Annotated in this window: 22 protein-coding genes and 3 pseudogenes; 20 read left to right on the forward strand and 5 right to left on the reverse strand. The window is 72.2% G+C overall.

The annotated features are described in order from the left end of the window. Nucleotides 1-135: 135 nt before the first annotated feature. The 4 genes from M878_RS96230 to M878_RS58715 all read left to right on the forward strand — a co-directional run bounded on the left by M878_RS96230 (nt 136) and on the right by M878_RS58715 (nt 3870). A complete protein-coding gene (locus M878_RS96230; protein WP_023545839.1) occupies nt 136-1107 on the forward strand; it encodes a Rieske 2Fe-2S domain-containing protein in 972 nt (323 codons plus the stop codon). Nucleotides 1108-1399: 292 nt separating this feature from the next. Beyond that, nucleotides 1400-2488 carry a hypothetical protein gene (locus M878_RS47400; RefSeq protein WP_023545840.1) on the forward strand — a complete coding sequence of 363 codons (1089 nt, stop codon included), beginning with the start codon at nt 1400-1402 and terminating at the stop codon, nt 2486-2488. Nucleotides 2489-2573: 85 nt separating this feature from the next. Further along, complete coding sequence (locus tag M878_RS58710) at nt 2574-3161, forward strand: TetR/AcrR family transcriptional regulator (protein ID WP_023545841.1); 588 nt, start codon at nt 2574-2576, stop codon at nt 3159-3161. After that, nucleotides 3154-3870 carry an alpha/beta fold hydrolase gene (locus M878_RS58715; protein ID WP_023545842.1) on the forward strand — a complete coding sequence of 239 codons (717 nt, stop codon included), beginning with the start codon at nt 3154-3156 and terminating at the stop codon, nt 3868-3870. Before M878_RS58710 ends, M878_RS58715 begins: the two co-directional genes overlap by 8 nt. Here M878_RS58715 and M878_RS58720 read toward each other — a convergent pair. Together M878_RS58720 and M878_RS58725 are read right to left on the reverse strand one after the other, a co-directional pair. Further along, complete coding sequence (locus tag M878_RS58720) at nt 3804-4613, reverse strand: isocitrate lyase/PEP mutase family protein (RefSeq protein WP_023545843.1); 810 nt, start codon at nt 4611-4613, stop codon at nt 3804-3806. The two genes, M878_RS58715 and M878_RS58720, sit on opposite strands and share 67 nt — an antisense overlap. A gap of 106 nt (nt 4614-4719) precedes the next feature. Further along, complete coding sequence (locus M878_RS58725) at nt 4720-6474, reverse strand: DUF2264 domain-containing protein (protein ID WP_031224569.1); 1755 nt, start codon at nt 6472-6474, stop codon at nt 4720-4722. Between the two features lie 123 nt (nt 6475-6597). Here M878_RS58725 and M878_RS000000101025 point away from each other — a divergent pair. Next, nucleotides 6598-6696, forward strand: a pseudogene (locus M878_RS000000101025) (rhamnogalacturonan lyase B N-terminal domain-containing protein); the annotation flags it as partial. A gap of 124 nt (nt 6697-6820) precedes the next feature. Further along, on the forward strand, nt 6821-7753 hold the full coding sequence (gene mmuM, locus M878_RS58730; protein ID WP_023545845.1) for a homocysteine S-methyltransferase: 933 nt from the start codon (nt 6821-6823) through the stop codon (nt 7751-7753). A 154-nt stretch (nt 7754-7907) separates the two neighbouring features. Here the strand turns inward: mmuM and M878_RS58735 are convergent, their stop codons facing one another. After that, a complete protein-coding gene (locus M878_RS58735) occupies nt 7908-9482 on the reverse strand; it encodes a carboxylesterase/lipase family protein (RefSeq protein ID WP_023545846.1) in 1575 nt (524 codons plus the stop codon). Between the two features lie 241 nt (nt 9483-9723). Here M878_RS58735 and M878_RS58740 point away from each other — a divergent pair. The 3 genes and pseudogenes from M878_RS58740 to M878_RS58750 all read left to right on the forward strand — a co-directional run. Further along, nucleotides 9724-10258: pseudogene (locus M878_RS58740) on the forward strand (LacI family DNA-binding transcriptional regulator); the annotation flags it as partial. Nucleotides 10259-10403: 145 nt separating this feature from the next. Then, nucleotides 10404-11036: a VOC family protein gene (locus M878_RS58745; RefSeq protein WP_023545848.1), complete on the forward strand. Its 633-nt coding sequence runs from the start codon at nt 10404-10406 to the stop codon at nt 11034-11036. Nucleotides 11037-11140: 104 nt separating this feature from the next. Further along, entirely contained in the window at nt 11141-11542 is a 402-nt protein-coding gene (locus tag M878_RS58750) for a VOC family protein (RefSeq protein WP_031227383.1), read from the forward strand. Here the strand turns inward: M878_RS58750 and M878_RS58755 are convergent. Beyond that, nucleotides 11525-12211 carry a helix-turn-helix transcriptional regulator gene (locus M878_RS58755; protein WP_023545850.1) on the reverse strand — a complete coding sequence of 229 codons (687 nt, stop codon included), beginning with the start codon at nt 12209-12211 and terminating at the stop codon, nt 11525-11527. The genes M878_RS58750 and M878_RS58755 overlap by 18 nt on opposite strands. 399 nt (nt 12212-12610) lie before the next feature. Here M878_RS58755 and M878_RS99700 point away from each other — a divergent pair. Then, nucleotides 12611-12736: pseudogene (locus M878_RS99700) on the forward strand (NmrA family transcriptional regulator); the annotation flags it as partial. Nucleotides 12737-12770: 34 nt separating this feature from the next. Here M878_RS99700 and M878_RS58765 read toward each other — a convergent pair. Next, entirely contained in the window at nt 12771-13952 is a 1182-nt protein-coding gene (locus tag M878_RS58765) for a YihY/virulence factor BrkB family protein (RefSeq protein WP_023545852.1), read from the reverse strand. 131 nt (nt 13953-14083) lie between these two features. Between M878_RS58765 and M878_RS58770 the strand changes: the two genes are divergently transcribed. From M878_RS58770 to cysD, 10 genes are all read left to right on the forward strand, one after another. Then, complete coding sequence (locus tag M878_RS58770; RefSeq protein ID WP_023545853.1) at nt 14084-15721, forward strand: acyl-CoA dehydrogenase family protein; 1638 nt, start codon at nt 14084-14086, stop codon at nt 15719-15721. Between the two features lie 391 nt (nt 15722-16112). After that, complete coding sequence (locus tag M878_RS58775; RefSeq protein ID WP_031224572.1) at nt 16113-17399, forward strand: GAF domain-containing protein; 1287 nt, start codon at nt 16113-16115, stop codon at nt 17397-17399. 175 nt (nt 17400-17574) lie between these two features. Then, nucleotides 17575-18909 (forward strand): hypothetical protein, encoded by a 1335-nt coding sequence (locus M878_RS58780; RefSeq protein ID WP_031224573.1) that lies wholly within the window; start codon nt 17575-17577, stop codon nt 18907-18909. 106 nt (nt 18910-19015) lie between these two features. Beyond that, entirely contained in the window at nt 19016-19588 is a 573-nt protein-coding gene (locus tag M878_RS58785) for a GNAT family N-acetyltransferase (RefSeq protein WP_023545856.1), read from the forward strand. A gap of 139 nt (nt 19589-19727) precedes the next feature. Then, entirely contained in the window at nt 19728-19811 is an 84-nt protein-coding gene (locus M878_RS000000101365; protein ID WP_309486338.1) for a putative leader peptide, read from the forward strand. Between the two features lie 125 nt (nt 19812-19936). Further along, complete coding sequence (locus M878_RS58790; RefSeq protein ID WP_031224574.1) at nt 19937-21634, forward strand: nitrite/sulfite reductase; 1698 nt, start codon at nt 19937-19939, stop codon at nt 21632-21634. Beyond that, nucleotides 21631-21813, forward strand: coding sequence for a hypothetical protein (locus M878_RS58795; RefSeq protein ID WP_023545858.1), 183 nt, complete (start codon nt 21631-21633; stop codon nt 21811-21813). Before M878_RS58790 ends, M878_RS58795 begins: the two co-directional genes overlap by 4 nt. Then, on the forward strand, nt 21810-22520 hold the full coding sequence (locus M878_RS58800; RefSeq protein WP_023545859.1) for a phosphoadenylyl-sulfate reductase: 711 nt from the start codon (nt 21810-21812) through the stop codon (nt 22518-22520). Before M878_RS58795 ends, M878_RS58800 begins: the two co-directional genes overlap by 4 nt. 26 nt (nt 22521-22546) lie before the next feature. Beyond that, complete coding sequence (gene cysC / locus M878_RS58805) at nt 22547-23083, forward strand: adenylyl-sulfate kinase (protein ID WP_037730507.1); 537 nt, start codon at nt 22547-22549, stop codon at nt 23081-23083. Then, nucleotides 23080-24015, forward strand: coding sequence for a sulfate adenylyltransferase subunit CysD (cysD, locus tag M878_RS58810; protein ID WP_023545861.1), 936 nt, complete (start codon nt 23080-23082; stop codon nt 24013-24015). Before cysC ends, cysD begins: the two co-directional genes overlap by 4 nt. The last annotated feature ends 2 nt before the right edge of the window (nt 24016-24017 follow it).

A 24017-nucleotide genomic window follows, 5' to 3' on the forward strand; every position in this document is an offset into this window, starting at 1 on the left:
ACTACTCACTCAGAGCGACCGATCGTAATGCTTTCGGTATTCGGGGAGGAGTCACAGCCAGAGGCCTTACCTCATACGAGTGAGCTCACCGGACAAGCGACGTTTGACGCCCTTTCTCATGTTCTGCTGCCAGTTATGACGATAAGGGATGAACTCCCCTACCCCAGTGGCTGGTTCTGGCTGGCCCGCTCGCGCGAGCTCGCCCCCGGCACCGTCCTGACCCGCCGCTTCATGGGCGACGACATCGTCCTCTACCGCACCCGCGACGGCCGGCCCCGCGCGGTGGATCCCTACTGTCCGCACCTCGGCGCTCATCTCGGGGCGGGCGGCACCGTGCACGGCCAGAATCTGGTGTGCCCCTTCCACCACTTCGCCTTCGCCCCCGACGGCACCTGCGTCGCCACGCCCGACGGCCCCCCGCCGCGCGCCCGCCTGCGCCACCACACCCTCCGCGAGCGCAACGGCTTCGTCCTCGTCTGGTACGCGCCGGAGGGCGCCCCACCCACCTGGGAAGTCCCCGCCACCGCCCAAGCCGGAGTCGTTCCGACGGCCGCATGGAGCACACAGGTCCGCACCTACGCCCAGGAGATCATCGAGAACAGCCTCGACTACCGGCATCTGCCCGTCCTGCACCACGTGACCGTACGAGAGCTCGACCCGCCGACGCCCGAAGGCCCCCTCCTGCACACGCGGCTGCGCCTCGGGCCGGACCGGCCTGCGGCCCTGAAGCAGCGGATCCAGGCCGACCACTCGTTGCTCATGGCGGGCCTGGGATGCCTCCGCGTCGAGCTTCCGCTCCCCTCGCTCGGACTCATCAGCTACCTGTGGGCCATGCACACACCGAGCGGGCCCCGGCGCACCCACATGCTGGTCGCGACGGCCTGTGCGGACCTCCGCAAGCGGGACGCCGCCTCCGCGTCGCTGCCCCGGCGGGCCCTGCACCGGGCCTTCGCACGCGCGATGCTGACGACCGCGGTCAGCAAGGTCCGCCAGGACCTCACGATCTGGAACGCCAAACGCTACGAGCCGCGCCCCCGCCTCGCCGCTAGCGACGAGACCATCGGCCTCTTCCGCCACTGGGCCCGCCAGTTCTACCCCTCGCCCTGAGGCCGATCAGCGAGTCCGACACGGGCGGGGACATCCGCCCAGACGGTCTTGCACGCACCTTGGACGCGCCCGACGACACCCGGAGCCTGCTGGAGCGACTGCGAGGAGCACCGCCTTCTGGACGGAGTTCGTCGCGTTCGCCGGCCGCGATCGAGGCTGACCGCCGGGCCGTTGGCAACCGTCGCGGTGAGGTCGCCCTCTTCCCCTCCGAACGAGAGGGGGCGCCATGAGGGCGAGCCGGTTGAGGGCGGTTGCCGTCGGTGTGTGCGGCGGGGTGCTGAGTTGTGGGGTCATGGCGGGGCCGGCCGCGGCCCACGAGGACCCTCCGACGATCAGCCAGGCATTTGCGGGGCCCCGCCCCGGAGAGGCCATCGGTATCGACCTGCTCAACTACCAACCAAAGCCGGGCGTGCACCTGGTGGCCGAGTCGCCGGTCTTCGCGCACCCGATCCGGATGGACGACCCTGCCGCGAAGGTCGACGGGCTCGGCGTCAAGGCGCCCATCCCGATGTCGGCCGAGCCCGGATCGTATCCGCTCGTCATCAAGGCCCGGGGCAAGGTCGTGGCCCGTGACACCATCAGAGTCCGGCCGCCCGAGCGCCCCTCCGTCGAAGTGGACGACGGCCGCGCGCGGCGGCCGGGCACCCGGGTCAATCTGTTCTTCGACGACCTGTACCCAGGGGAGAACGGGGATTCCTTCACGGCCCGTTCCCCGGCATTCGCCTCGCCGGTGCGTCTCACACGCGGCAAGGACTCCTGGAACAACACCCGCGTTTTCAGCGCCCTGAACGTGCCGTTGCCGTTCACCCTCCATGACGGGACGTACGCGATATGGGTGACCGACGGGGACGGGAGACGGAAGGCACGGACGCGACTGGAGGTCCGCTCGGCGCGCCCCGGCGACGACGACTACCTGGGCAACGCCGAAGGCCCCGCGTTCTTCGGGAAGACGGGCTCTCCGCTCCGCGCCCAGGACAAGGGCTTCACCGCCGCCGCGGGCACAACAATGTATGTGAAGTGGCAGGACGCGTCCCCGGACCCAGGGGAGGAGGAGCGGCTGACCGCGACGTCCCCGGCGTTCCAGGCCCCGGCCAGGCTGGCGTCCGATGTCATCAAAGGCCATGAGATGGACCCCCCGCTCTTCTGGGGCCCGGCGCGGATCAAGCCCGGCCTGAAGCCGGGCAGGTATCCGGTAACCGTCGTCAGCCACCGCGGGCGAGTGACGAAGAACAGCTACCTCACCGTCACCCAGGGTTCCGCTCATGACGATGGCGGACTGCCGACGGCCGTGTGGGCGGGTGCGAGCGCCGGAACCCTCGCTCTGGGCGCCACCGCTGCCGTACTGCTGGTACGGAGACGCAGGCGAGCGCCCCTTTCCTGACGGCCGGCCCGTCGGGCGAGACCATTTCCTGGTATATCTAGTCTCCAACCTAGAGACCATAGGAAGTGCGGAAAGGCAGGCTCCCATGGCCCGAGCGGGTCTCACCGCGGACCGTGTTGTCGCGGCCGCCGCCGAGCTCGCCGACGAGGCGGGGTTCGACAACGTCACCCTGACCGCGCTGGCCCGCCGCTTCGGGGTGAAGGACGCCAGTCTGTACTCGCATGTCCGGGGCCTCGCCGACCTGCGCACCCGGCTCGCGCTGCACGCGGGCGGTGAGCTGATCGACCGGATCGCGGTGGCCGTGGCCGGCCGCGCGGGCAAGGACGCGCTGGCCGCCTTCGCCGGTGCCTACCGCGCCTACGCCCTGGAGCACCCCGGCCGCTACGCGGCCACCCAGATCCGTATCGACCAGTCCCTGCTCGCCGGCTCCCCCGAGATGCGCCGCACCGCCGAGATCACCTACGGCATGCTGCGCGCCTACGGCCTGGAGGAACCCGACCTCACCGACGCCGTACGCCTGCTGCGCAGCGCCTTCCACGGCTACTGCGCCCTGGAGTCGGCCGGCGGCTTCGGCGCGGACCGGGACGTACAGGCCTCCTGGGACAAGGCGATCGACGCCCTGCACCTGACCCTCACCCACTGGCCCCGGGAGACGGAGGAAGACGTTGACTGAACCGCTTCACCACGACGTCTCGGGCAGCGGTCCCGTGCTGCTGGTGATGCCGGGCGGGGCCGGGCATCCGATGGGGCTGGGGCCGCTGACCGAGCGGCTGGCCGCGCGGTTCACCGTGGTGACGTACGACCCGCTCGGGCTCGCCCACGGCCGGCTCGGCCTGCCGGTACCCGAGCAGCGGGTGGCGGACTGGAGCGAGGGCGCGCACCGGGTGCTGGAGGCGGTGCTTCCGGCAGGCGGGACCGCGTATGTGCTCGGGACCAGCTCCGGTGGGATCGCCGCCCTGGACCTGCTCGCCCGGCATCCCGGGCGGCTGGCGCACGTGGTCGCGCACGAACCGCCGTGCGTGACGGTGCTGCCGGACGGGGCGGAGCGGCGGGCCGAGCTGATCGGGCAGTTGGAGGGCCACGGGCGCCCGCCCGCGGAAGGCGAGGCGGCCACCCCGTTCGGGGTGTTCCTGGCGCGCGTGCTGGGCCCGTTCACGTCCCATCTGCCGTCCTTCACCGCTCCCCCGGGCGGGCTCACGCTCGCCGCCGGCGTCGACTCGCGCGGCCAGGTGCTGCACCGGACCGCCACGTCGCTCGCCGAACGGCTGGGCGGTGCCTTCCTGGAGTTCCCGGGCGGACACCTGGGTACGGTGGATCATCCGGTGGCGTTCGCGGACCTGCTCACCGACACATTGCGCTCCAGCGCGCGGACCTCGGCGTAGGCGGGAGTGGTGCCGCCCGGGGTGCGTCCGGCGGCGATGTCGGCCGCCGCGTCCAGGGCCGCGCCGAGCGCCCGCCGATAGAGGAGCGAACCCAGGCTGACACGGCGCACACCGAGGTCGGCCAGCTGGGCGACGGTGGGTCCGGCGGGCGAGTAGAGGATGTTGAGGGGGACGTCGAGCCGCCGGACCAGCGCCGTGATCCGCCCGGGGTCGGTCAGCCCGGGCACGAACACCCCGTCGGCACCGGCCTGTTGGTAGGCGTCGAGCCGCCGCAGGGTGTCCCGTTCGTCGCCGTCCCCGGACCAGTACGTGTCGGTGCGGGCATTGACGAACAGGCCGGGTACGGCGGCCTTCACGGCGGCGATCTTCGCCGCGAGCCGGTCACTCGGCTCCAGCCCGTCCTCCAGGTTGACCCCGGCCGCCCCCACGGCCCACAACTCCTGTGCCAGCTCAGCCACTTCGCCGGGATCCCGGCTGAAGCCGTCCTCGGCGTCGACCGAGAGCAGATACGGCTCCGAGCCGAGGGTCAGGGCGAGGCTCAGCGTCTGTTCCCGGGTCGCGCCCGCGCCGTCGGGCAGACCGGCGGCCGCCGCCACGGCCAGGCTCGTCGTACCGATCGCGGGGAAACCCCGGGCGGCGAGCGCGGCGGCCGAGGCATGGTCCCAGGCGTTGGGCAGCAGCAGCGGCTCTCCGGGCCGGTGGTGGAGTCCGGGGAACGTCGTCACGGCGGGCTGTGCGGTCATACGGCCACGCTAGACAGCGAATGCTTCGGCGCCCGCCGAACGATGGACCCCACCAGGGACTGCAACCGCACCGCCACCGCCGTCACCCCGTCCTACGCCACCCCGCTCACCGGGGTGTCACCGACCACGACGAACCTCCCGATCGCCCGTCTGACGCCGTGAACCGGAAGACGCCCTCCGCGCCGGACACCCAGCGGACGCTCACCTCGCGAGCCCCGTGATCGATGTCGTCCACCGTCACTCGCACGGACACCAGGTCCCTGAGCGGCCGGGGATCCGGCTCGCCGGTCAGCCGGGCCAGCGCCACGAACAGCGTGGCCCCGCCGGCCCCGGTCTCCCCGGTCAGGCCCTCCAGGCTCTCCAGGCCCTCCGACAGCCCCGACACCGGGAGCAGTTCGGCACGGAGGGCGCCGTCCGGTGCCGCCCATCCCGTGATCCGCACCGGCGTCCCGGGCGCGGCCCCGGCCACGAGATGGGCCCGCACCTCCACCGCGCCCTCGGCGACCACGAGACTGGTGACGGTGATCCCGTCGCGCACGGTGTGCCGGGAGGCGATCCACCCCGCGCCCGTGCCGAGTGGCTCGATCCCCGTCCGGCTCGGATCGCCGCCGACGATCACACTGTTGTCGTACGACACCGGGTGGGGCGTCGTCGCGGTCGAGTAGGCGAGCCGGGTGTAGTAGGGGTCGTAGCGGACGTCGTCACTGCCGTGGTTGTGCAGCCGGACCAGGCCGTCCGAACGCGTGGACTGCAGCAGCCAGTTGGGGACGGCGACCGGGCGCACCTCGTCGGCGCGGTCGGCCGGGCCCGGTTCCTCGGTCGCCGTCCACACCTGGTGCTCCGGAGGCAGCAGCAGGCCGAGGAACCCTTTGCTCGCCCAGTACGGGGAGGCCGGGCCCGAGTAGTTCTGCACAAGTGACTCGTCGGGGCCGAGCCAGCCGAGCGGGAGCAGACCGCGCTCGTCGACCGCGCCGCCGTCGAGGAAGTACCGCAGCGCGCCGGAGGCCAGGCGTCGCGTCTCACCGGGGGCGAGGGGGGTCTGGCCGATCAGGGCGCCGAGCCAGAGCGGGGCGGCCGTCGCGAAGCGGTAGGTCAGGGAGCGGCCCTGGTGGAGGGGGGCGCCGTCGCCGCCGAAGAGGCGGGCGTAGTCGGCGAGGTGACATGACAACCGTCGACCGTATACAGAAAGCAGTTCACTGTCGTCCGCCAACCATGCGTGGACGACGGTGTACAAGTGCATCGCCCAGCCGTTGTAGTAGTCGAACTTCCGGCCATCGCCGTCGGTGTACCAGCCGTCGCCCAGGTACCAGCCCTCGATCCGTTCCAGGCCACGGTCGATCGCCTTGCGCGCCGCTTCCGGCCGGTGACCGATCTCCGCCAGGAAGCCGCCGACGGTGACGGGGAACAACTCCCAGTTGCACGGCCAGGGTTCGGCGGTGAGCGCGTCCGCCAGCCAGTCGGCGGTGCGCTGCCGCACGGAGTCGTCCAGCCGGTCCCACAGCAGCGGCCGGGTCAGCCGCAGGGCGAGGGCGACGGACGCGGCCTCGACGAGCGGCTGGCCGCGGTGCCCGATGCGCGGCCAGACCCCGCCGGGGCCGGTGGCGAGGCCGTCGGCGTAGCGGTCGAGCGCGGTCTCGTCGCGGCGGAAGGCGGCCAGCAGCAGCGTACGGGCGTACCCCTCCAGGCCGTCCGAGAGGTGGCCGGACTGGCTCACATGGTCGCCGGGGAGGTGGTAGAGGGCGCGGTCGGGGGTGGCGTAGGGCTCGACCGCGGCCAGCAGGGCGTCGGCGGCAACCTCCCAGTGGGTGCGACTGTATCCGGTGTACGGGCTCAACGCACGGTCCTCGGCGGGCAGTTCGATCACGGCGGCGGCTGTCCTTCCTGGCGGGGCCTGGGACGCCCCGGTTCCGGTCGGGGCGCCCCAGGGACTCATCCCACCCGCACGGCACCCTCGGGCACCGGACGCAGGGTCGGCAAGTCCGGCGGCTGGAGCGACGACGGCTCGAACTACGCCGTCGACACCGGCGCGAATCTCGTCTTCCAGGAGAGCAAGGCCAACGGCGACCTGACCTCGCTGGTGTGGTTCCGAACGCCGAGAAGGTAAGGGCGGGCCAGTGTGGGGTCAATGGTTCGGGCCGGTGCGGGGTGAGTGGTTCCGGCGGCCCGCGGGCCGCCGCCCGGCGGCCCGTTTGGGCTAGCGTCGTGACATGACCAGCAACGCCTCCCCCAGCCTCGTCGACGCCCTCGCCACCAGGACGGTCGTGCTCGACGGCGGCATGTCCAACCAGCTGGAGTCGGCCGGGTACGACCTGAGCGACGAGCTGTGGTCGGCGCGGCTGCTCGCCGAGCGGCCGGAAGCGATCACGGAGGCGCATCTCGCCTACTTCCGGGCGGGCGCGGACGTGGCCATCACGGCCGGCTACCAGGCCACCTTCGAGGGCTTCGCACGGCGCGGCATCGGGCACGAGGACGCGGCGCGGCTGCTCGCGCTGAGCGTGGACCTGGCGCGAGAGGCCGCCCGGCGGGCCGGGGACGAGGGCATCGACCGCCCGCTGTGGGTGGCGGCCTCGGTCGGGCCGTACGGGGCGATGCTCGCGGACGGCTCCGAGTACCGGGGCCGGTACGGGCTGAGCGTGGCCGAGCTGGAGCGCTTTCACCGGCCGCGCATCGAGGTGCTGGCCGCCGCCGCGCCGGACGTCCTCGCGCTGGAGACGGTGCCGGACGCCGACGAGGGCGCCGCGCTGCTCGGCGCGGTGCGCGGGCTGGGGGTGCCGGCATGGCTTTCGTATACGGTCGACGGTCGGCACACGCGTGCCGGGCAGCCCCTGGAGGAGGCCTTCGCCCTGGCCGCCGACGTGGACGAGGTGATCGCGGTGGGCGTGAACTGCTGTGCACCACGGGACGTGACACCCGCGGTGGAGATCGCATCCAGGGTCACCGGCAAGCCGGTCGTGGTCTATCCGAACAGCGGGGAGGCCTGGGACGCCGAGGCGCGCGCCTGGACGGGGAGTACGACGTTCAGCGCCGGGCAGGTCAAGGCGTGGCGGGAGGCGGGGGCGCGGTTGATCGGGGGGTGCTGCCGGGTGGGGCCGGAGGGTATCGCGGCGATTGCCTCCGGCGGTTTCGCGGAATCGCCGTAGGGGCCGGGCATGCAGGGCGGGTGCGGCTCGTCTGTGGCTGGTCGCTCCCCCACTCTCGACTGCGCTCGAGCGGGGAGACCCCCATCGCGGCGGAGCCGCATGTCAAACACAGCCCCGCGCCCCTGTTTTCGCCACCCTTCCTTTCGAGGCACCGTCAACGGCGTCTGGCGCCTACCGAACGCCGTAGGCGGCGTACCGCTGCTGCCAGTTCCGTTCCGGGGGCCCGAGTGTCGGTGTCCGGGGCCGGGGCGGGTTCGGGGACGGTGGTGGCGGTCGCCCAGAGGGCGAATTCCGCATCTCGCGGCCCGGATGCGGTGTACGGGATACCGTCGCCGAAGATCCGTACCGGATGCGAGGCGTCCCAGGGCTCCCAGCCGGGGTCGCCGGTCGCGGCGAAGCGTACCCACGCCCCGTGCATCGCGTCGCACAGCTCCTGCGGGGCGCCCTCGCCCGCCAGCTTCTTCGATTCGGGTGTGGCGCCGGAGTCGAAGACGAAGCCCAGTTCCAGGGCGTGGCAGGCACCGAGGGACGGGCGGCCGGACGGCCAGGCGAACTCGTAGAGGTAGGAGAGGCCGGGGCGGGAGTCGGCGAGGCGGTGCAGCGGGATGCGCAGCAGGTGGTCGGTGACCATCTGGCCGACGATCTCGGCGGTGCCGGCGTCGGGGTGCAGGGCGCGGTAGCCGCGGGGCACCTCGTGGCCGGCGCGGCAGCGGGCCATGGCGCCGGCCAGGGAGACGGGGCCGAGCCGGTCGACGTGTTCGAGGAGTCCGCCGGGCACCAGCCACAGCCGGTACTCGTCCCGGGTCCAGCCCATGAGCAGTTCCACGCCCGGGGCGGCGTCGCCGTCGATGAGCGCCCGCAGGGGGTCGCGGGGGACGAGGTCGTCGTCGACGACGATCCCGAAGGCGGGTCCGCCCAGCACCGGGCTGCTGAGCCGGCCGACCTCGGCCTGGGTGCGCAGCAGCAGGTCACGGTCGACGGCGGCGAAGGCTTCGGCAGTGGCGGGAATCTTCAGGCGGGTGGCCATACGGCGCACCATCCGGCGTACCTTGGCGCGCTCGGCGACCTCGGGCGGGCCGCTCTGCAGCACCGCCCGCCGGATCAGGCCGCGGGTCTGGGGGGCGGCGAGCAGGACTCCGGCACTGATGGCGCCGGCCGACTGTCCGCACAGGGTGATCCGGTCGGGGTCGCCACCGAAGGCGCCGATCGTCTCGTGGACCCAGCGCAGGGCGGCGAGCTGGTCGCGGAGTCCGGGGTTCGGGGGTGCGTCGGGGAAGAGTCCGTAACCCTCCACGCCCAGCCGGTAGTTGATGGAGACGCAGACGACGCCGTCCCGGGCGAAGGTGCTGCCGTCGTAGACGGTGACGGCGGAGGAGCCCCTGGTCAGGGCGCCGCCGTGGAGCCAGAGGAGGACGGGGAGCCGGGCGCCGGGGTATGGCTCGGGGGTCCATACGTTGAGGTTGAGGCAGTCGTCGCCGGGGATCTCGGGGTCGGACAGGTACTGGGCGAACGCCTCGGAGTACGGCGGTTTCGGCGCGGTCGGACCGAAGGCGCCGGCATCGCGTACGCCGTCCCAGGGTCCGGGCGGCTCCGGCGGCCGGAACCGGAGGGGGCCGACGGGCGGGGCGGCGTACGGGATGCCCCGGAACACCGCGATCCCCTGCTCGTACCGGCCGCGTACGGCCCCGTGGGGCGTCCTGACCACGGGGCCTGTCCGGTCTTCCGTCATCGCCCACCAGCCCTTCGCCGTGTTCCTGCGTCCTTCACAGCCACGCTGAGTGTCCTGTTCACATCAGAGCATCACAGTGCGCGCAGGTATTCCGGCGCAGGGGCCCGGCACTGGGCCGTTCGGCGTACCGCCCGGGAATTCCCGTGTCTTCACGTCTGTGTTGACACCCACCTATCGCAGGAAGCGCTTTCTGTACCGGTGGGCAGACCCTGGAGAGGGCTGGGCCGGAGAGGCGGCTTCTGTGGTCCGTGCGGGGAGTGTGCGGGTGCCGGCCGGGCCGACACCGGCGGTGGTGGCCCGGGAGGCCGAGGTGTCGGTGCCCACGGGCCTCGAAGGTGGTCGACGGCCGCGAGGACGTGGCATCGGAGACCCGTCGCCGGGTCACCGGGGCCCTGGACCGGCTCGGCCATGTGCGCCGGCCCCGCTTCGACACCACGAGGACGCCGGGCCTGGTCGACCTGGTGGTGCACTCGCTGGAGAGCCCTTGGTCGGGCGCCGTGCTGCACGGGATGGAGGCGGCGGCGTACGAGGCGGGCCTGGAGGTGGTGGTCTCGGCCGGGCCGACCCGGACCCGGGCCGACCGGCCGGAGCGGGGCCGGCTGGAGCAGGGCCGGCTGGACAAGCTGACGGCGCGCGGCTCTTCGGGCGTGCTGTTCAACCTGGCGGAGCTGTCCCCGTCGCCGTACGCATGGCTGGATCACCAGCGCATCCCGTACGTGCTGATCGCCCCCCCGCACGAGCCCCCGGCCGGGGTGCGGTCGGTCGGGGCGGCCAACTGACAGGGCGGGGTGAGCGCGACCGAGCATCTGCTCGGATGCCGGAACCGCTTCACTGCGGAAACTTCACGCAGGGCGCCGGCCGGCCGGGGTGCCGGGCCAACTCCCTTGAAGCGGGGGACCGGTGACCGTAGCCTCGCCGGTCATGGACGCCGTTCCCCCGCTCCTGGACCATCTCGTCCTCGCCACGCCCGACCTGGCGGCGACGGTCGCCGACTTCGCGCGGCGGACCGGGGTGACGCCCGTCCCCGGCGGTGTGCATGTCGGGCTCGGCACACGCAACCATCTGGTGGGGCTGGGCGGCCGGAGCTATCTGGAGATCCTCGGCCCCGACCCCGAGCAGCCCGAGCCCGCCGGGCCACGGCCGTTCGGAGTCGACCGGCTGGCCGGGCCGCGCACGCTGACCTGGGCGATCAGTCCGGCCGACCTGGATGCGGCGATCACGACGGCTCGCGCGAGGGGCTACGACCCGGGGCCCGCGCGTCTGATGAGCCGCCGCACGCCGGACGGTACCGTGCTGCGGTGGCGACTGACCGACGGCGATCACGCGCATCCCTCCGGTCTGGTCCCGTTCCTGATCGACTGGGGCGACTCCCGCCACCCGGCCGCCTCGGGCCTGCCGGTCACGCCACTGCTGGAGATGACCGCGGCGGTCCCGGACCCGGAGGAGGTGCGCGGCCCGCTCGCGGCCCTGAACACCGGGCTGACACTCGCCCCGGGGCCGGTCGCGCTCACCTTCACCGTGGGCACCCCCAACGGACCGGTCACCTTCGGCTGAGGCCCGCGAGGGCGAGTGGGGGCGCGCGAGGGCGTCCGCGATACGCGCCGAGGGTGTCCGATTCCTTCAAGACCGGGCGGCGGCCGCCCGCCTACGGTGACCGCATGACTGCACGATTCGCCGTGATCGGCGTGGTGGCCTCCGACCTGGCCGCCTCCCTCGCCTTCTACCGTCGCCTCGGACTGGCCTTCCCTCCCGGTGCCGAGGAACAGCCGCATGTCGAGGCCGAGTTGCCCGGCGGGCTGGTCCTCGCCCTGGACACCGAGGCAACCGTCCGCTCCTTCCACTCCGGCTGGCGCCCGCCCCAGGGCGGCGGGCGCGTGGGGCTCGCCTTCCGGTGCGACTCGCCCGCCGAGGTCGACGCCCTGTACGAGGACCTGGTGGCCGCCGGCCACCACGGGGAGCTGAAGCCGTGGGACGCGTTCTGGGGACAGCGGTACGCCACCGTGCACGACCCCGACGGCAACGGCGTCGACCTGTTCGCGCCGCTACCCGCCGCCGAGTAGCGTCCCGAGCGGCATGCCCGTCAACTCCCTCACCTCACGGGCGAGATGAGGCTGGTCCGCATACCCGGCACGCAGGGCCGTCTCGGCGTAGGGCGTCCCGGCACGGGCCAGCGCCAGCGCCCGTTGCAGACGCAGGATGCGGGCCAGCGCCTTGGGGCCGTAGCCGAACGCGCTCAGGCAGCGGCGGTGCAACGTGCGGGTGCCGACGCCGAGTTCGGCGGCCGTGGCGGCCACCGGGCGGCCCTCGTCCAGGCGCTCCACCAGCCGGCCCAGCAGCGGGTCGGGGGCCGTGGTCCGCGCGGCCCGGCCCAGGGCGATGTCCTCCAGTGCCGCCACCGGGTCGGGCGCCGCCTCCACCCCCTCACACAGTCGCCGGACCCGGGCGGAGGGCCACAGGTCGGCCAAGTCGACCCGCAGATCGCGCAGTTCGTGCGCGGGTACGCCGAGCAGCGCGGGTGCGGTGCCGGGGTAGAAGCGGACGCCTGCCCAGGAGCGGGGTGGGCCCTCGGGGACGTAGGGGCGGGTGTCGGGGCCCGCGACCAGCAGCCGGCCCTCGCTCCACAGCAGATCCATGCAGCCGTCGGGCAGCACGGGCCCGCCACCGGCCCCATCCGGGGTGTTCGTCCACACGACCGCGCCTGTCAGCCGGGACGCCCGCTCCGCGTACACGTGTGCCAGCGTACGTCGCTGGTGAGCTCCAGAGCCCTGCATACCCCCCCCCGCTCCAGGAGCGCCCGCCCTACGACCGGCCGCTCAGCTCGGACGGCCGGACAGCCGGACACCGTAACGGCTGCGGAAGCGGCCGACCTGCGGAAAACGCTAGTTCCGAAGGGGTTCCGGGCGGATCGGAGCACGGGTGGAGAACCGGGTGGAAAGCAGGTGGAACGCGAGGGTGGAGATCCGGGCACGGCCCTCAGAGGTGGCCCCCACAGCCCGTCCGGGCGGGAAGCGTCAGCAGCGGTGGCAGGCATCGGGGAGGCGGCCGTGGATCTCGCCGCGCATCAGGTAGGTGCCGATGACCATGACTGTGGCGGCGCTCACCGACGGCGACCGTGCCGCCCGAAGTTTCTGGTCGAGCTGTTCACGTCGCTGCTCGACGGGCGGAACGCGCGTGTCTCGGACGCCGTACGGCAGGTGCTGGGCCGGGCGCCGCGGGACTTCGGGGACCACGCCCGGGAGGCCGCGGCAGCCGGGGGCATGCCCACGCCATGCCCTACGGCACGCCAGGTCACTTCCCCCGGTGTGCCGTGCCCGTGTCCCCGCCCGTCTCGTGCGGAGGCCGGCCGTTGGCCTTGTGCGTGTGGTGGGTGTGCTTGGCGTGGGTGCGCAGGCGGGCTGTGACGTCCTCCGGGGGCAGGAAGCGGGACCAGCGCTCGGGGAACTCGGAGGGCATGTCGGGGTCGTCGGGGTCGGCCTCGCGGGCGGCGGCGGCCCGGGCGACATACTCGACGACCTGGGCCTCGCGGATCCGCTCGTTCGCGGCGCGGGCGGCGGCCGTGGTGGCGGCGGGCCAGACCCGGTCGATGGCGGCGTTGACCGCCGCGCCGACGAGGACGGCGAAGGCGGACACACCGATCCACAGCAGGACGGCGACTGATGCGGCCAGGGAGCCGTAGATCGTGGCGCCCTCGATGGTGTGCACGAGGTAGATCCGCAGCAGGAAGCTGCCGAGGACCCACATGGCCAGGGCGACCAGGGCGCCGGGGACGTCCTCGATCCACGGGGAGCGGACCGGCACGGACACGTGGTACAGGGTGGTCAGGAAGGCGATGGACAGGACGATGACGACCGGCCAGTACAGGACCTGCACCACCGTCTCCGACCAGGGAACCACCCGGACCACGGCGTCCGGGCCGGCCACCATCAGGGGCAGCGCCACCGAGCCGACCAGCAGTGCCACGATGAACAGCAGGAAGGACATCATCCGGGTCTTGACGATGCCGCGGACGCCGTCGAGGCCGTACATGACGGTGATGGTGTCGATGAAGACGTTCACCGCGCGTGATCCGGACCAGAGGGCGAAGACGAACCCGATGGAGATGACGTCGGGCCGGGTCCTCAGCACGTCGTGCAGGATCGGCTCGGCGATCTCCTTCACGCCCTTGTCGGACAGGACCGTCCGCGAGGCGTCGAGGATGTTGGTCTCCAGGCTCTGGATGGTGTGGGCGCCGGTCCAGCTGTCGACGTAGGCGAGCAGCCCGATGAGGCAGAGCAGCAGGGGCGGCACGGACAGCAGCGTGAAGAACGCCGCCTCGGCCGCCAGGCCCAGGATGCGGTACTCCACGCAGGAGTTGACGGTGTCCTTGAGCAGCAGCCAGGCGGTCCTGCGTTTGGAGACGTTCCGGTAGAGGGCTCTGGCCCGGTGGAGGCGACCGGTGGGCGGTTCGGGGGGTTCACTTGCTGGCTGCACGACCCAAAGGTATCCGCAGCACCGGACCGCCCTCACCTTCCGGGGCGGACGACCGCATCCGGCGCGCCCGGCCACGCCACTGTGCCACTCTGGAGGCCTTCACCGCCGCAGTCCCGGGTAGGTTCGCAATCATGGCAGGCACCCCCACCCACACCGTGACGAACCAGCCGCCCCCGCTGGTCGGCTACGACCTGTTCAGCGCCGACCGGGCCCTGGTGGCGGCCGTCGGGCGGCACACCGGTCCGGAGGTGCTCGACGAGGTCCGCGCGGAGCTGTCCCTGCTGGGCCGCTCCGCGGGCTCGGCGCAGTTGCAGGAGTGGGGCGTGCAGGCGAACGAGCACCCGCCGCGGCTGCGCACCCACGACCGGTACGGCCACCGGATCGACGAGGTCGACTTCCACCCGGCCTGGCACCGGCTGCTCGGCAAGGGTGTCTCGGCGGGTCTGACGGCCGCCTGGAACCGGCCGTCCGGGCATGTCCGCAGGGCCGCCGGATTCCTGATCTGGACCCAGGTCGAGGCGGGAAACTGCTGCCCGCTGTCGATGACCCACGCGGCCGTGCCCGCGCTGCGCACCGACCCCGGGCTCGCCGCCGAGTGGGAGCCGCGGCTGACGTCCACGCTCTACGACCGGGAGCTGCGGCCCGCCGCGCAGAAGTCCAGCGCCCTCTTCGGCATGGGCATGACCGAGAAGCAGGGCGGTAGCGACGTCCGGGCGAACACCACCGAGGCCCGGCCGCTCGCGGAGCCGGGCGCATACGCGCTGACCGGACACAAGTGGTTCTGCTCGGCACCGATGTCGGACGGGTTCCTCGTGCTCGCCCAGGCCCCGGCCGGCCTCACCTGTTTCCTGGTGCCACGCGTCCTGCCCGACGGGTCCCGCAACGTCTTCCTCCTCCAGCGGCTGAAGGACAAGCTGGGCAACCGCTCCAACGCCTCCGCGGAGGTGGAGTTCGCCGGCACCTGGGCGCGCCGGGTGGGCGAGGAGGGGCGTGGCGTGCGGACCATCATCGAGATGGTCGCGGCGACCCGGCTGGACTGCGCACTCGGCTCGGCGGGCCTGATGCGGCAGGCGGTGGCGCAGGCGATCCACCACTGCACCTACCGGGAGGCCTTCGGCGGCCGGCTGCTCGACAAGCCCCTGATGCGCAACGTCCTCGCCGATCTCGCGCTGGAGTCCGAGGCCGCCACCACCCTCGCCCTCCGGCTCGCGGCCGCCTACGACGACGGCGGAGAGCAGGAGCGCGCCTTCCTGCGGCTGGCGGTGCCGGCCGCCAAGTACTGGATCACCAAGCGCTGTGCGCCCGTCGCGGTCGAGGCCGCTGAGTGCCTGGGCGGAAACGGGTACGTCGAGGAGTCGGGTCTGCCCCGGCTGGTCCGGGAGTCCCCGCTGAACTCCGTCTGGGAGGGCGCCGGAAACGTCCAGGCGCTGGACGTGCTCCGGGCGCTGCAACGGGAGCCGGGCGCGCTGGACGCCTGCCTGACCGAGATCGGCCGCGCCCACGGCGCCGACCACCGCCTGGACCGCGCCGTGAAGGACCTCTTCACCGAACTCGCCGACCTGGACGCCATCGAGGGCCGCGCCAGGCGGCTCGCGGAACGGCTCGCGCTCGTCCTCCAGGGGTCACTGCTGGTCCGCCACGCTCCCTCGGAGGTGGCGGACGCCTTCTGCGCCTCACGACTGGGCGGAGACCACGGCGCGTCTTTCGGCACTCTGCCAACGAGCCTCGATCTGGAGGCGATTGTGGAACGAGCACGCCCGATCTCTTGAGCACGGGGTGCGCTGTTCCACCTGAAGGGGCGCGGAGAACTGCGCGACCAGCCACACACGGCCCGCACCCGCCAACGCACGTGAAGCCGCATCCGGAACCGTGAATCCGGCCAAAACCCCGGACGGGGGTGGTGCTGCGCCGACACGGCACCACCCCCACCACCTGGGCTCGTCGAGCCCGCGAACGCGTCAAGTCTCGGCCACCCTCCGACTGTCCACCAGGGTTGCAAGGGGTTGCAACTTGTCGGCGCACGTGCGCGGAGTGTGTGCCCCCGGCCTGCCCGGAGCGGCAGTATGAGAGGCACAGCCGGACCGGAAACCGCCGCCCGTGACGGCTTGACAAGTATGTTCGAAGCCCTTTTCCGGGAGGCCCCCCGTGGTGAACCCGCCGATGAACGTGGCGCGCCTGGCCGCCGTCGACGCGACACAGGCGGCGCGACTGCTGAGCGAGGTACGCGACGCCACACTCGCCGGTCAGCGTGCGCGGATCGCGCCCCGTCCGGTGATCGAGCAGTCCTGGGGACGGATGCTGCGCAGCGGTGTCGATCCCGATCACGACTTCAGATCCGGTCTGCTGTCCTCCGACGAAGTCCGGCGCCGCCGCGAGGAGTCACCGCTGCGGCCGGTGTTGCCGGTGCTGCGCGAGGGGCTGCTTTCGGTCGCCGATGTGGCGCAGCACATCATGGTCGTCGCGGACGCCGACGGGCGGGTGCTGTGGCGGGAGGGGGCCTCGCAGGTGCTGCGCAAGGCGGACGGCCTGGGCTTCGAACTCGGCGCGGACTGGCGGGAAGACGTCGTCGGCACCAACGGCGTGGGCACCCCGGCGGTCGTACGACGGCCCGTACAGGTCTTCGCCGCCGAGCACTTCGTCCGCTCGCACGCCTCCTGGACCTGCACGGGCGCTCCGATCACCGATCCCCGGGACGGGCGGCTGATCGGGGTCGTGGACGTGAGCGGCCCGTTGGAGACCATGCATCCGGCGACCCTCGCCTGGGTGGACTCGGTGGCCAAGCTGGCCGAGGCGCGGCTGCGGGAGCTGCATGTGGACTCGCTGGAGCGGCTGCGGTCGGTGGCGGCGCCGGTACTGGCCCGGCTGGACGGCCGGGCGCTGGTGGTGGACCGCAACGGCTGGTCGGCGGCCGTGTCCGGGATGCCGTACGTGCGGCGGGTCGCGCTGCCCAAGTCGCTGGCGCCGGGCCGCCGGTGGCTGCCGTCGCTGGGTTCGTGCGCGGTGGAGCCGCTGGCCGGGGGCTGGCTGCTGCGGGTGGCGGAGGAACCGCTCGGCACGGTCACCCGGATCGTGCTGGACCTGGCCCGGCCGGGCCGCAGTACGCTGACGGTGTCCGGTTCGGCCGGTTCCTGGTCGCGTGAACTCAGCCCGCGGCACGCCGAATTGCTGTATCTGCTCGCCGTGCACCGCCCGGGCCGCGGTGCGGCGGCCCTGGCCGGTGATCTGTTCGGGGACCCTTCACGCACGGTGACGGTGCGGGCCGAGATGTCGCGGATCCGGCGGTATTTCGGGGAACTGCTCCAGCATCGGCCGTATCGTTTCCGCGACGACGCGGAGATCGAGACGATGCTCCCCGACGACCCTCGTGACCTGCTGCCTTCCTCGACGGCACCGGCGATCACGCGGCGGCGGACGGCGGCGCAGGGCGGCGAGGCCGGGGCCCGGTGAGCGATTCTTCCGCATATTTGCGGGGTCTCGGCCCTGCGCGGACCGTTGCTGCCGTAGCATCCTCTATGGGCCTCCCCATCCGCTTCTCACGTCAACGTACGGATCAGCAGGCGCAGTTGGCCCCCCACCGGCCGGCGCGCCTCGGCGGCGCGGGAGTCCTGGAAAAGGGGACGAGATGAAGCATCGCGGCAGACACCGGCGGCGAAGGCGCGGCGCCGCATTGCGCGCGTTCCTGGCCGGGACCGCGCTGGCGCTCACCGCGGCCGCCACGCTGATCAGCGCCTCCCAGGCGGACGTCACCGACAGCCCGGGCGCGCTCAAGCCGCTCGCGTCCCCGGCGGACACCGCGCCGCTCCGGCTCCAGGAGCGGCTGGTCCCCGCCCGCACGCTGGACCGGCTGTCGGCCGCGATGGGCCGCCCGGTCGGCGTGGACGCCGTCCTGGCGAGCGCCGACCGCGGTATGCGCGCGTCCGCCGGCTGTTCCGCCGCCGACCACGCGTCCCTGCCCGTGACCCCGGCCGCCACCCGCGCCTACTGCTGGGACCCGGCCGACGCCACCGGCACCGACTGGCAGCCGGCGTCGGTGACCACCTCCGGGGACGCCGACGACGACGGCGTCTGGGGCACCCACCGGGTCGTGCTCGCCGGCTGGACCCACAGCGCCACCAGCGGCCGCGCCGCCGAGCGGGGCCTGGCCAGGGTCGCCTTCGTGGACGCCGACGATCCCGCCCGCCTCGCCTACCGCTGGGTGCTGCTGGTGGTGCCGGTCGACGGCGGCCGTGACTACCGGGGCCTGTCCTCAGCGATCTCCGGCATGGTCTGGTACGAGGACAAACTGCTGGTCACCACCAGGACCGGCAGCGCCGACGCGCTGTATGTCTATGACCTCGACCGGATCCAGCGCACCAGTGTCGACGGGCCGGCGATCGGGCGGGTGCCCGGCGGCTGGTCCGCCGACGGCTACCGCTATGTGATGCCGGCGGTGGGCTCGTACCGGTTCACCGCGGGCCGCTGCGCCCGCTCCGGCCCGCCCTGCCCCGGCGCGCTGTCCCTGGACCGGGGCACCGCGCCGGACAGCCTGGTCGCCGCGGAGTGGACCGCACCGGAGGGCGACCGGAACGCCCGGCTGTGGCGGTACGCCTTCAGTACGGCTCCGGCGCGCGGCGGGCTGCTCGCCACGGACGCCACCGGCCGGGTGGAGGCGGTGGAGGCGTACCGGACCGGGGCGACCGGGATCCGGGGCGTGCTGTCCTACTGGCAGCCCGGAGCGGAGGGTGCGTCCTGGTATGTGGGACGTCTGCCCGGCTCATGGAACGGGCACGGAGGGCTGTGGCGGCAGGACGCCGCGGGGGCGAAGGCGGCCCGCTGCGGCGCGGACGGCTCGCACCGCTGCTGGGCACAGTCGACGGCGTCCCTCGCCTACTGGCAGGAGACGGGCGAGGTGTGGTCCCTGTCGGACCGCATGCTCTTCGCCGTGCCCCTGGCCGAACTGGACCGGTCAGTGGGATGACCGGGGTCGGTCCCCGCGGTGACCCGGGCCGGCTTCGGGACACCCCGTCAGGGCGGCGGACCGGGTCGATCGACAGACCGGGTCGCGGGATGATTCCCTGGCCCGCATGAGCAGCGTCCCTGTCACCACCTGGTCCCTGGAGCAGACGTCACCGGGCGACCTTCTGCCCGCCGCGGCACCCGAGGGCGATGTCCGGATCGTCCGGGCCGAGGTCCCCTCCCCCGAGTTCAGCCGCTTCCTGTACGCCTCGGTCGGCGGCGACATCCGCTGGACCGACCGGCTGGGCTGGACGTACGCCCGGTGGCAGGAGTATCTGGACCGGCCCGGCGTGGAGACCTGGGTGGCCTACGACCGGGGCACCCCGGCCGGCTTTGTGGAGCTGGAGCCGCAAGACGAGGGCGTGGTCGAGATCGTCTACTTCGGGCTGCTCCCCGCCTTCCGCGGCCGGCGCATAGGCGGCCATCTGCTGTCGTACGGCACGGCGCGCGCCTGGGACCTGGCCGAGCGGTGGCCGCAGCGGACCCCGACGAAGCGGGTGTGGCTGCATACGTGCAGCAAGGACGGCGAGTTCGCCATGGACAACTACCAGCGGCGCGGCTTCAAGCTGTTCGACACCAAGGTCGAACTGGAGCCCGACGTGGCCGCACCGGGACCCTGGCCCGGGGCGCATCCCGCCTGATACCCCGCCTGATCAGCCGGGACAAGCCGTCCCGCGGCACATGTGAGCGACGACACCATCGTCCCACCTTTCGGGACAAGGATGTCCGCATGATGGACGAAGCTGGACTGTGTCCAGATTGCCATGACACGCTTCCGTCATGTCTGGAACTGGAATTGCCTTGGTGAGTCGGCGGCACGTCGACCTCGGCCGCATGTCCAGCGCCATCTGTCCGGCGAGCTGACGCCCCAGCACCGCCGAGAACCCCCCGCACCTGATTCCTCTTGCGCAAAGGCGCGCACGCCTGCCCGCGTGCGCGCTCCTACGCAGGTCAGAGCTGATCCCACCGGTCCCGAAGGACGTAGAACCATGGCCGCCACTCCGCCGAACCCCGCCGCCCCCGCGCCCCGCCGCAAGGTGAGCCGTCATCGTGGTGAGGGTCAGTGGGCCGTGGGTCACTTCACCCCGCTCAACGGCAATGAGCAGTTCAAGAAGGACGACGACGGTCTCAATGTGCGGACGCGCATTGAGACGATCTACTCCAAGCGCGGCTTCGACTCGATCGACCCGAACGACCTGCGTGGCCGGATGCGCTGGTGGGGGCTGTACACCCAGCGCAAGCCCGGCATCGACGGCGGCAAGACCGCCGTGCTGGAGCCGGAGGAGCTGGACGACAAGTACTTCATGCTCCGGGTGCGCATCGACGGCGGCGCGCTCACGACACGGCAGCTGCGGGTGATCGGCGAGATCTCCCAGGAGTTCGCGCGCGGCACCGCTGACATCACCGACCGGCAGAACGTCCAGTACCACTGGATCCGCATCGAGGACGTGCCCGAGATCTGGGAGCGGCTGGAGGGCGTGGGCCTGTCCACGGTCACCGCCTGCGGTGACACCCCGCGTGTGATGATCGGCTCCCCGGTGGCGGGCATCGCCGAGGACGAGATCATCGACGCGACGCCGGCGCTGGAGGAGATGAAGCGCCGCGTCCTGAACAACAAGGCGTACTCGAACCTCCCCCGGAAGTTCAAGACGGCCATCTCGGGCTCGCCGTTGCTGGACGTCGTACACGAGATCAACGACGTGGCGTTCGTCGGCGTACGGCACCCCGAGCACGGCCCGGGCTTCGACGTATGGGTCGGCGGCGGGCTGTCCACCAACCCCAAGCTCGGCGTGCGGCTCGGCGCCTGGGTGCCGATCGAGGAGGTCCCGGACGTCTACGAGGGCGTCATCTCGATCTTCCGTGACTACGGTTACCGCCGGCTGCGCACCCGCGCCCGGCTGAAGTTCCTCGTCGCGGACTGGGGCGCGGAGAAGTTCCGGCAGGTGCTTCAGGACGAGTACCTCAAGCGCGAGCTGACCGACGGGCCCGCCCCCGAGCAGCCCGTGCGGCAGTGGCGCGACCACATCGGTGTGCACCGTCAGAAGGACGGCCGTTTCTACGTCGGTTTCGCCCCGCGGGTCGGCCGCGTCGACGGTGCCACGCTCACGAAGATCGCCGATCTCGCGGAGGCGCACGGCTCGGGCCGGGTCCGTACCACCGTCGAGCAGAAGATGATCGTCCTCGATGTCGAGCAGGACAAGGTCGACTCGCTGGTCGAGGGCCTGGAGGCGCTGGACCTCACCGCCCGGCCGTCCTCCTTCCGGCGCGGCACCATGGCCTGCACCGGCATCGAGTTCTGCAAGCTCGCCATCGTCGAGACCAAGCAGCGCGGTTCGCAGCTGATCGACGAACTGGAGCGCCGCCTGCCGGACTTCGACGAGCCGATCACCATCAACCTCAACGGCTGCCCGAACGCCTGCGCCCGTATCCAGGTCGCGGACATCGGTCTCAAGGGCCAGCTGGTCCTGAACGACCAGGGCGAGCAGGTCGAGGGCTACCAGGTGCACCTCGGCGGCGCGCTCGGCCTGGAGGCGGCCTTCGGCCGCAAGGTGCGCGGCCTGAAGGTCACCGCGGAGGAGCTGCCCGACTACGTCGAGCGGGTGCTGAAGCGGTTCCAGGCGGAGCGCGAGGACGGCGAGCGGTTCGCGACCTGGGCTTCCCGCGCTTCTGAGGAGGCGCTGTCGTGAGCGAGCGTGCCGCGCCCTTCTACTGCCCCTACTGCGGCGACGAGGACCTGCGTCCGCACGAGCAGAGTCACGGCGCCTGGGAATGCGGGGCCTGCAACCGCGCATTCCAGCTGAAGTTCCTCGGGCTGCTCACCCGGGGACTGCAGCGAGCCGACCACGGAGGGGACGAGCGGATATGACGACGGCTCAGAAAGACCGTACAACCGAGGAGTTGAAGGCACTCGCCGAGCAGGCGGGCCGTGACCTGGAGGAGGCCTCCGCCCTGGAGATCCTGCAGTGGGCGGTCGACACCTTCGGCACGAAGTTCTGCGTCACGTCCTCCATGGAGGACGCCGTCGTCGCCCACCTCGCCTCGCGCGTGCTGAAGGGCGTCGACGTCGTGTTCCTGGACACCGGTTACCACTTCCCGGAGACCATCGGCACCCGTGACGCCGTCGAGGCCGTGATGGACGTCAACGTCATCACGCTCACGCCGAAGCAGACGGTCGCCGAGCAGGACGCGGAGTACGGCCCGAAGCTGCACGACCGCGACCCCGACCTGTGCTGCGCGCTGCGCAAGGTCAAGCCGCTGGAAGAGGGGCTGAAGGGCTACCGGGCGTGGGCGACCGGCCTGCGCCGCGACGAGTCCCCGACCCGGGCGAACACCCCGGTCGTCGGCTGGGACGAGAAGCGGCAGAAGGTCAAGATCTCCCCGATCGCCCGCTGGACACAGGACGACGTGGACGCCTACGTCGCCGAGCACGGCGTCCTCACCAACCCGCTGCTGATGGACGGCTACGCCTCCGTCGGCTGCGCCCCGTGCACGCGCCGCGTACTCGACGGCGAGGACGCGCGGGCCGGCCGCTGGGCGGGCCGCGCCAAGACCGAGTGCGGGCTGCACGGATGACGACCATCGACAACCAGGAGAACCACGTGACCACCGGAGCCACCGTCTGGCTCACGGGTCTGCCGAGCGCCGGCAAGACCACCATCGCGTACGAGCTGGCCGGCCGGCTGCGGGCCGAGGGCCGGCGCGTCGAGGTGCTCGACGGCGACGAGATCCGCGAGTTCATCTCGGCGGGCCTCGGCTTCAGCCGCGAGGACCGGCACACCAACGTGCAGCGCATCGGTTTCGTCGCCGAGCTGCTGGCCCGCAACGGCGTCACGGCACTCGTCCCGGTGATCGCGCCCTACGCGGACAGCCGGGACGCGGTGCGGGGGCGCCACGAGGAGAACGGCACGGCGTACGTCGAGGTGCATGTGGCGACCCCGGTCGAGGTGTGCTCCGTGCGCGATGTGAAGGGGCTGTACGCCAAGCAGGCCGCGGGCGAGCTGACGGGGCTGACCGGGGTCGACGATCCGTACGAGGAGCCCCAGTCGCCCGATCTGCGGATCGAGTCCCAGAACCAGACGGTCCAGGAGTCCGCGGCGTCGGTGTACGCCGTGCTCAGCGAAAGGGGACTGGCATGACCACGGTCGCTTCCGTGCAGGAGGGCACGGACAGCCCGTACGCCCTGTCGCATCTGGACGCGCTGGAGTCCGAGGCGGTGCACATCTTCCGCGAGGTGGCGGGCGAGTTCGAGAAGCCGGTGATCCTGTTCTCCGGCGGCAAGGACTCCATCGTCATGCTGCACCTGGCGCTGAAGGCGTTCGCCCCGGCTGCCGTGCCGTTCTCGCTGCTGCATGTGGACACCGGACACAACTTCCCTGAGGTCCTTGAGTACCGGGACCGTGTGGTGGCCGCACATGGGCTGCGCCTCCATGTGGCGTCCGTCCAGGACTACATCGACCGCGGTGTGCTCAAGGAGCGTGCCGACGGCACCCGTAACCCGCTGCAGACGCTGCCGCTGACGGAGAAGATCCAGAGCGAGAAGTTCGACGCCGTCTTCGGCGGCGGCCGCCGGGACGAGGAGAAGGCCCGCGCCAAGGAGCGGGTGTTCTCGCTGCGCGACGAGTTCTCCCAGTGGGACCCGCGCCGTCAGCGCCCCGAGCTGTGGAACCTGTACAACGGCCGGCACGCTCCCGGCGAGCACGTCCGGGTCTTCCCGCTGTCCAACTGGACCGAGCTGGACGTGTGGCAGTACATCGCCCGCGAGGGCATCGAGCTGCCGGAGATCTACTTCGCGCATGAGCGTGAGGTGTTCCAGCGCGGCGGCATGTGGCTGACCGCGGGCGAGTGGGGCGGCCCGAAGGACGGCGAGAGTGTCGAGAAGCGGCTCGTGCGGTACCGGACCGTCGGTGACATGTCCTGCACCGGTGCCGTCGACTCCGACGCGACCACGCTGGACGCCGTGATCGCCGAGATCGCCGTCTCCCGGCTCACCGAGCGGGGCGCGACCCGTGCCGACGACAAGCTGTCCGAGGCCGCGATGGAAGACCGCAAGCGCGAGGGGTACTTCTAGTC

The organism is Streptomyces roseochromogenus subsp. oscitans DS 12.976 (assembly GCF_000497445.1).
GTDB classification, from domain to species: domain Bacteria; phylum Actinomycetota; class Actinomycetes; order Streptomycetales; family Streptomycetaceae; genus Streptomyces; species Streptomyces oscitans.

What these genes read in the sequence shown, in the direction of transcription:
- M878_RS96230 (WP_023545839.1), top strand. Translation starts at nt 136, where the DNA reads ATGACGATAAGGGATGAACTCCCCTACCCCAGTGGCTGGTTCTGGCTG.
- M878_RS47400 (WP_023545840.1), top strand. Translation starts at nt 1,400, where the DNA reads ATGGCGGGGCCGGCCGCGGCCCACGAGGACCCTCCGACGATCAGCCAG.
- M878_RS58710 (WP_023545841.1), top strand. Translation starts at nt 2,574, where the DNA reads ATGGCCCGAGCGGGTCTCACCGCGGACCGTGTTGTCGCGGCCGCCGCC.
- M878_RS58720 (WP_023545843.1), bottom strand. Translation starts at nt 4,613, where the DNA reads ATGACCGCACAGCCCGCCGTGACGACGTTCCCCGGACTCCACCACCGG.
- mmuM (WP_023545845.1), top strand. Translation starts at nt 6,821, where the DNA reads ATGACCAGCAACGCCTCCCCCAGCCTCGTCGACGCCCTCGCCACCAGG.
- M878_RS58735 (WP_023545846.1), bottom strand. Translation starts at nt 9,482, where the DNA reads ATGACGGAAGACCGGACAGGCCCCGTGGTCAGGACGCCCCACGGGGCC.
- M878_RS58745 (WP_023545848.1), top strand. Translation starts at nt 10,404, where the DNA reads ATGGACGCCGTTCCCCCGCTCCTGGACCATCTCGTCCTCGCCACGCCC.
- M878_RS58750 (WP_031227383.1), top strand. Translation starts at nt 11,141, where the DNA reads ATGACTGCACGATTCGCCGTGATCGGCGTGGTGGCCTCCGACCTGGCC.
- M878_RS58770 (WP_023545853.1), top strand. Translation starts at nt 14,084, where the DNA reads ATGGCAGGCACCCCCACCCACACCGTGACGAACCAGCCGCCCCCGCTG.
- M878_RS58775 (WP_031224572.1), top strand. Translation starts at nt 16,113, where the DNA reads ATGAACGTGGCGCGCCTGGCCGCCGTCGACGCGACACAGGCGGCGCGA.
- M878_RS58780 (WP_031224573.1), top strand. Translation starts at nt 17,575, where the DNA reads ATGAAGCATCGCGGCAGACACCGGCGGCGAAGGCGCGGCGCCGCATTG.
- M878_RS58785 (WP_023545856.1), top strand. Translation starts at nt 19,016, where the DNA reads ATGAGCAGCGTCCCTGTCACCACCTGGTCCCTGGAGCAGACGTCACCG.
- M878_RS000000101365 (WP_309486338.1), top strand. Translation starts at nt 19,728, where the DNA reads ATGTCTGGAACTGGAATTGCCTTGGTGAGTCGGCGGCACGTCGACCTC.
- M878_RS58790 (WP_031224574.1), top strand. Translation starts at nt 19,937, where the DNA reads ATGGCCGCCACTCCGCCGAACCCCGCCGCCCCCGCGCCCCGCCGCAAG.
- M878_RS58800 (WP_023545859.1), top strand. Translation starts at nt 21,810, where the DNA reads ATGACGACGGCTCAGAAAGACCGTACAACCGAGGAGTTGAAGGCACTC.
- cysD (WP_023545861.1), top strand. Translation starts at nt 23,080, where the DNA reads ATGACCACGGTCGCTTCCGTGCAGGAGGGCACGGACAGCCCGTACGCC.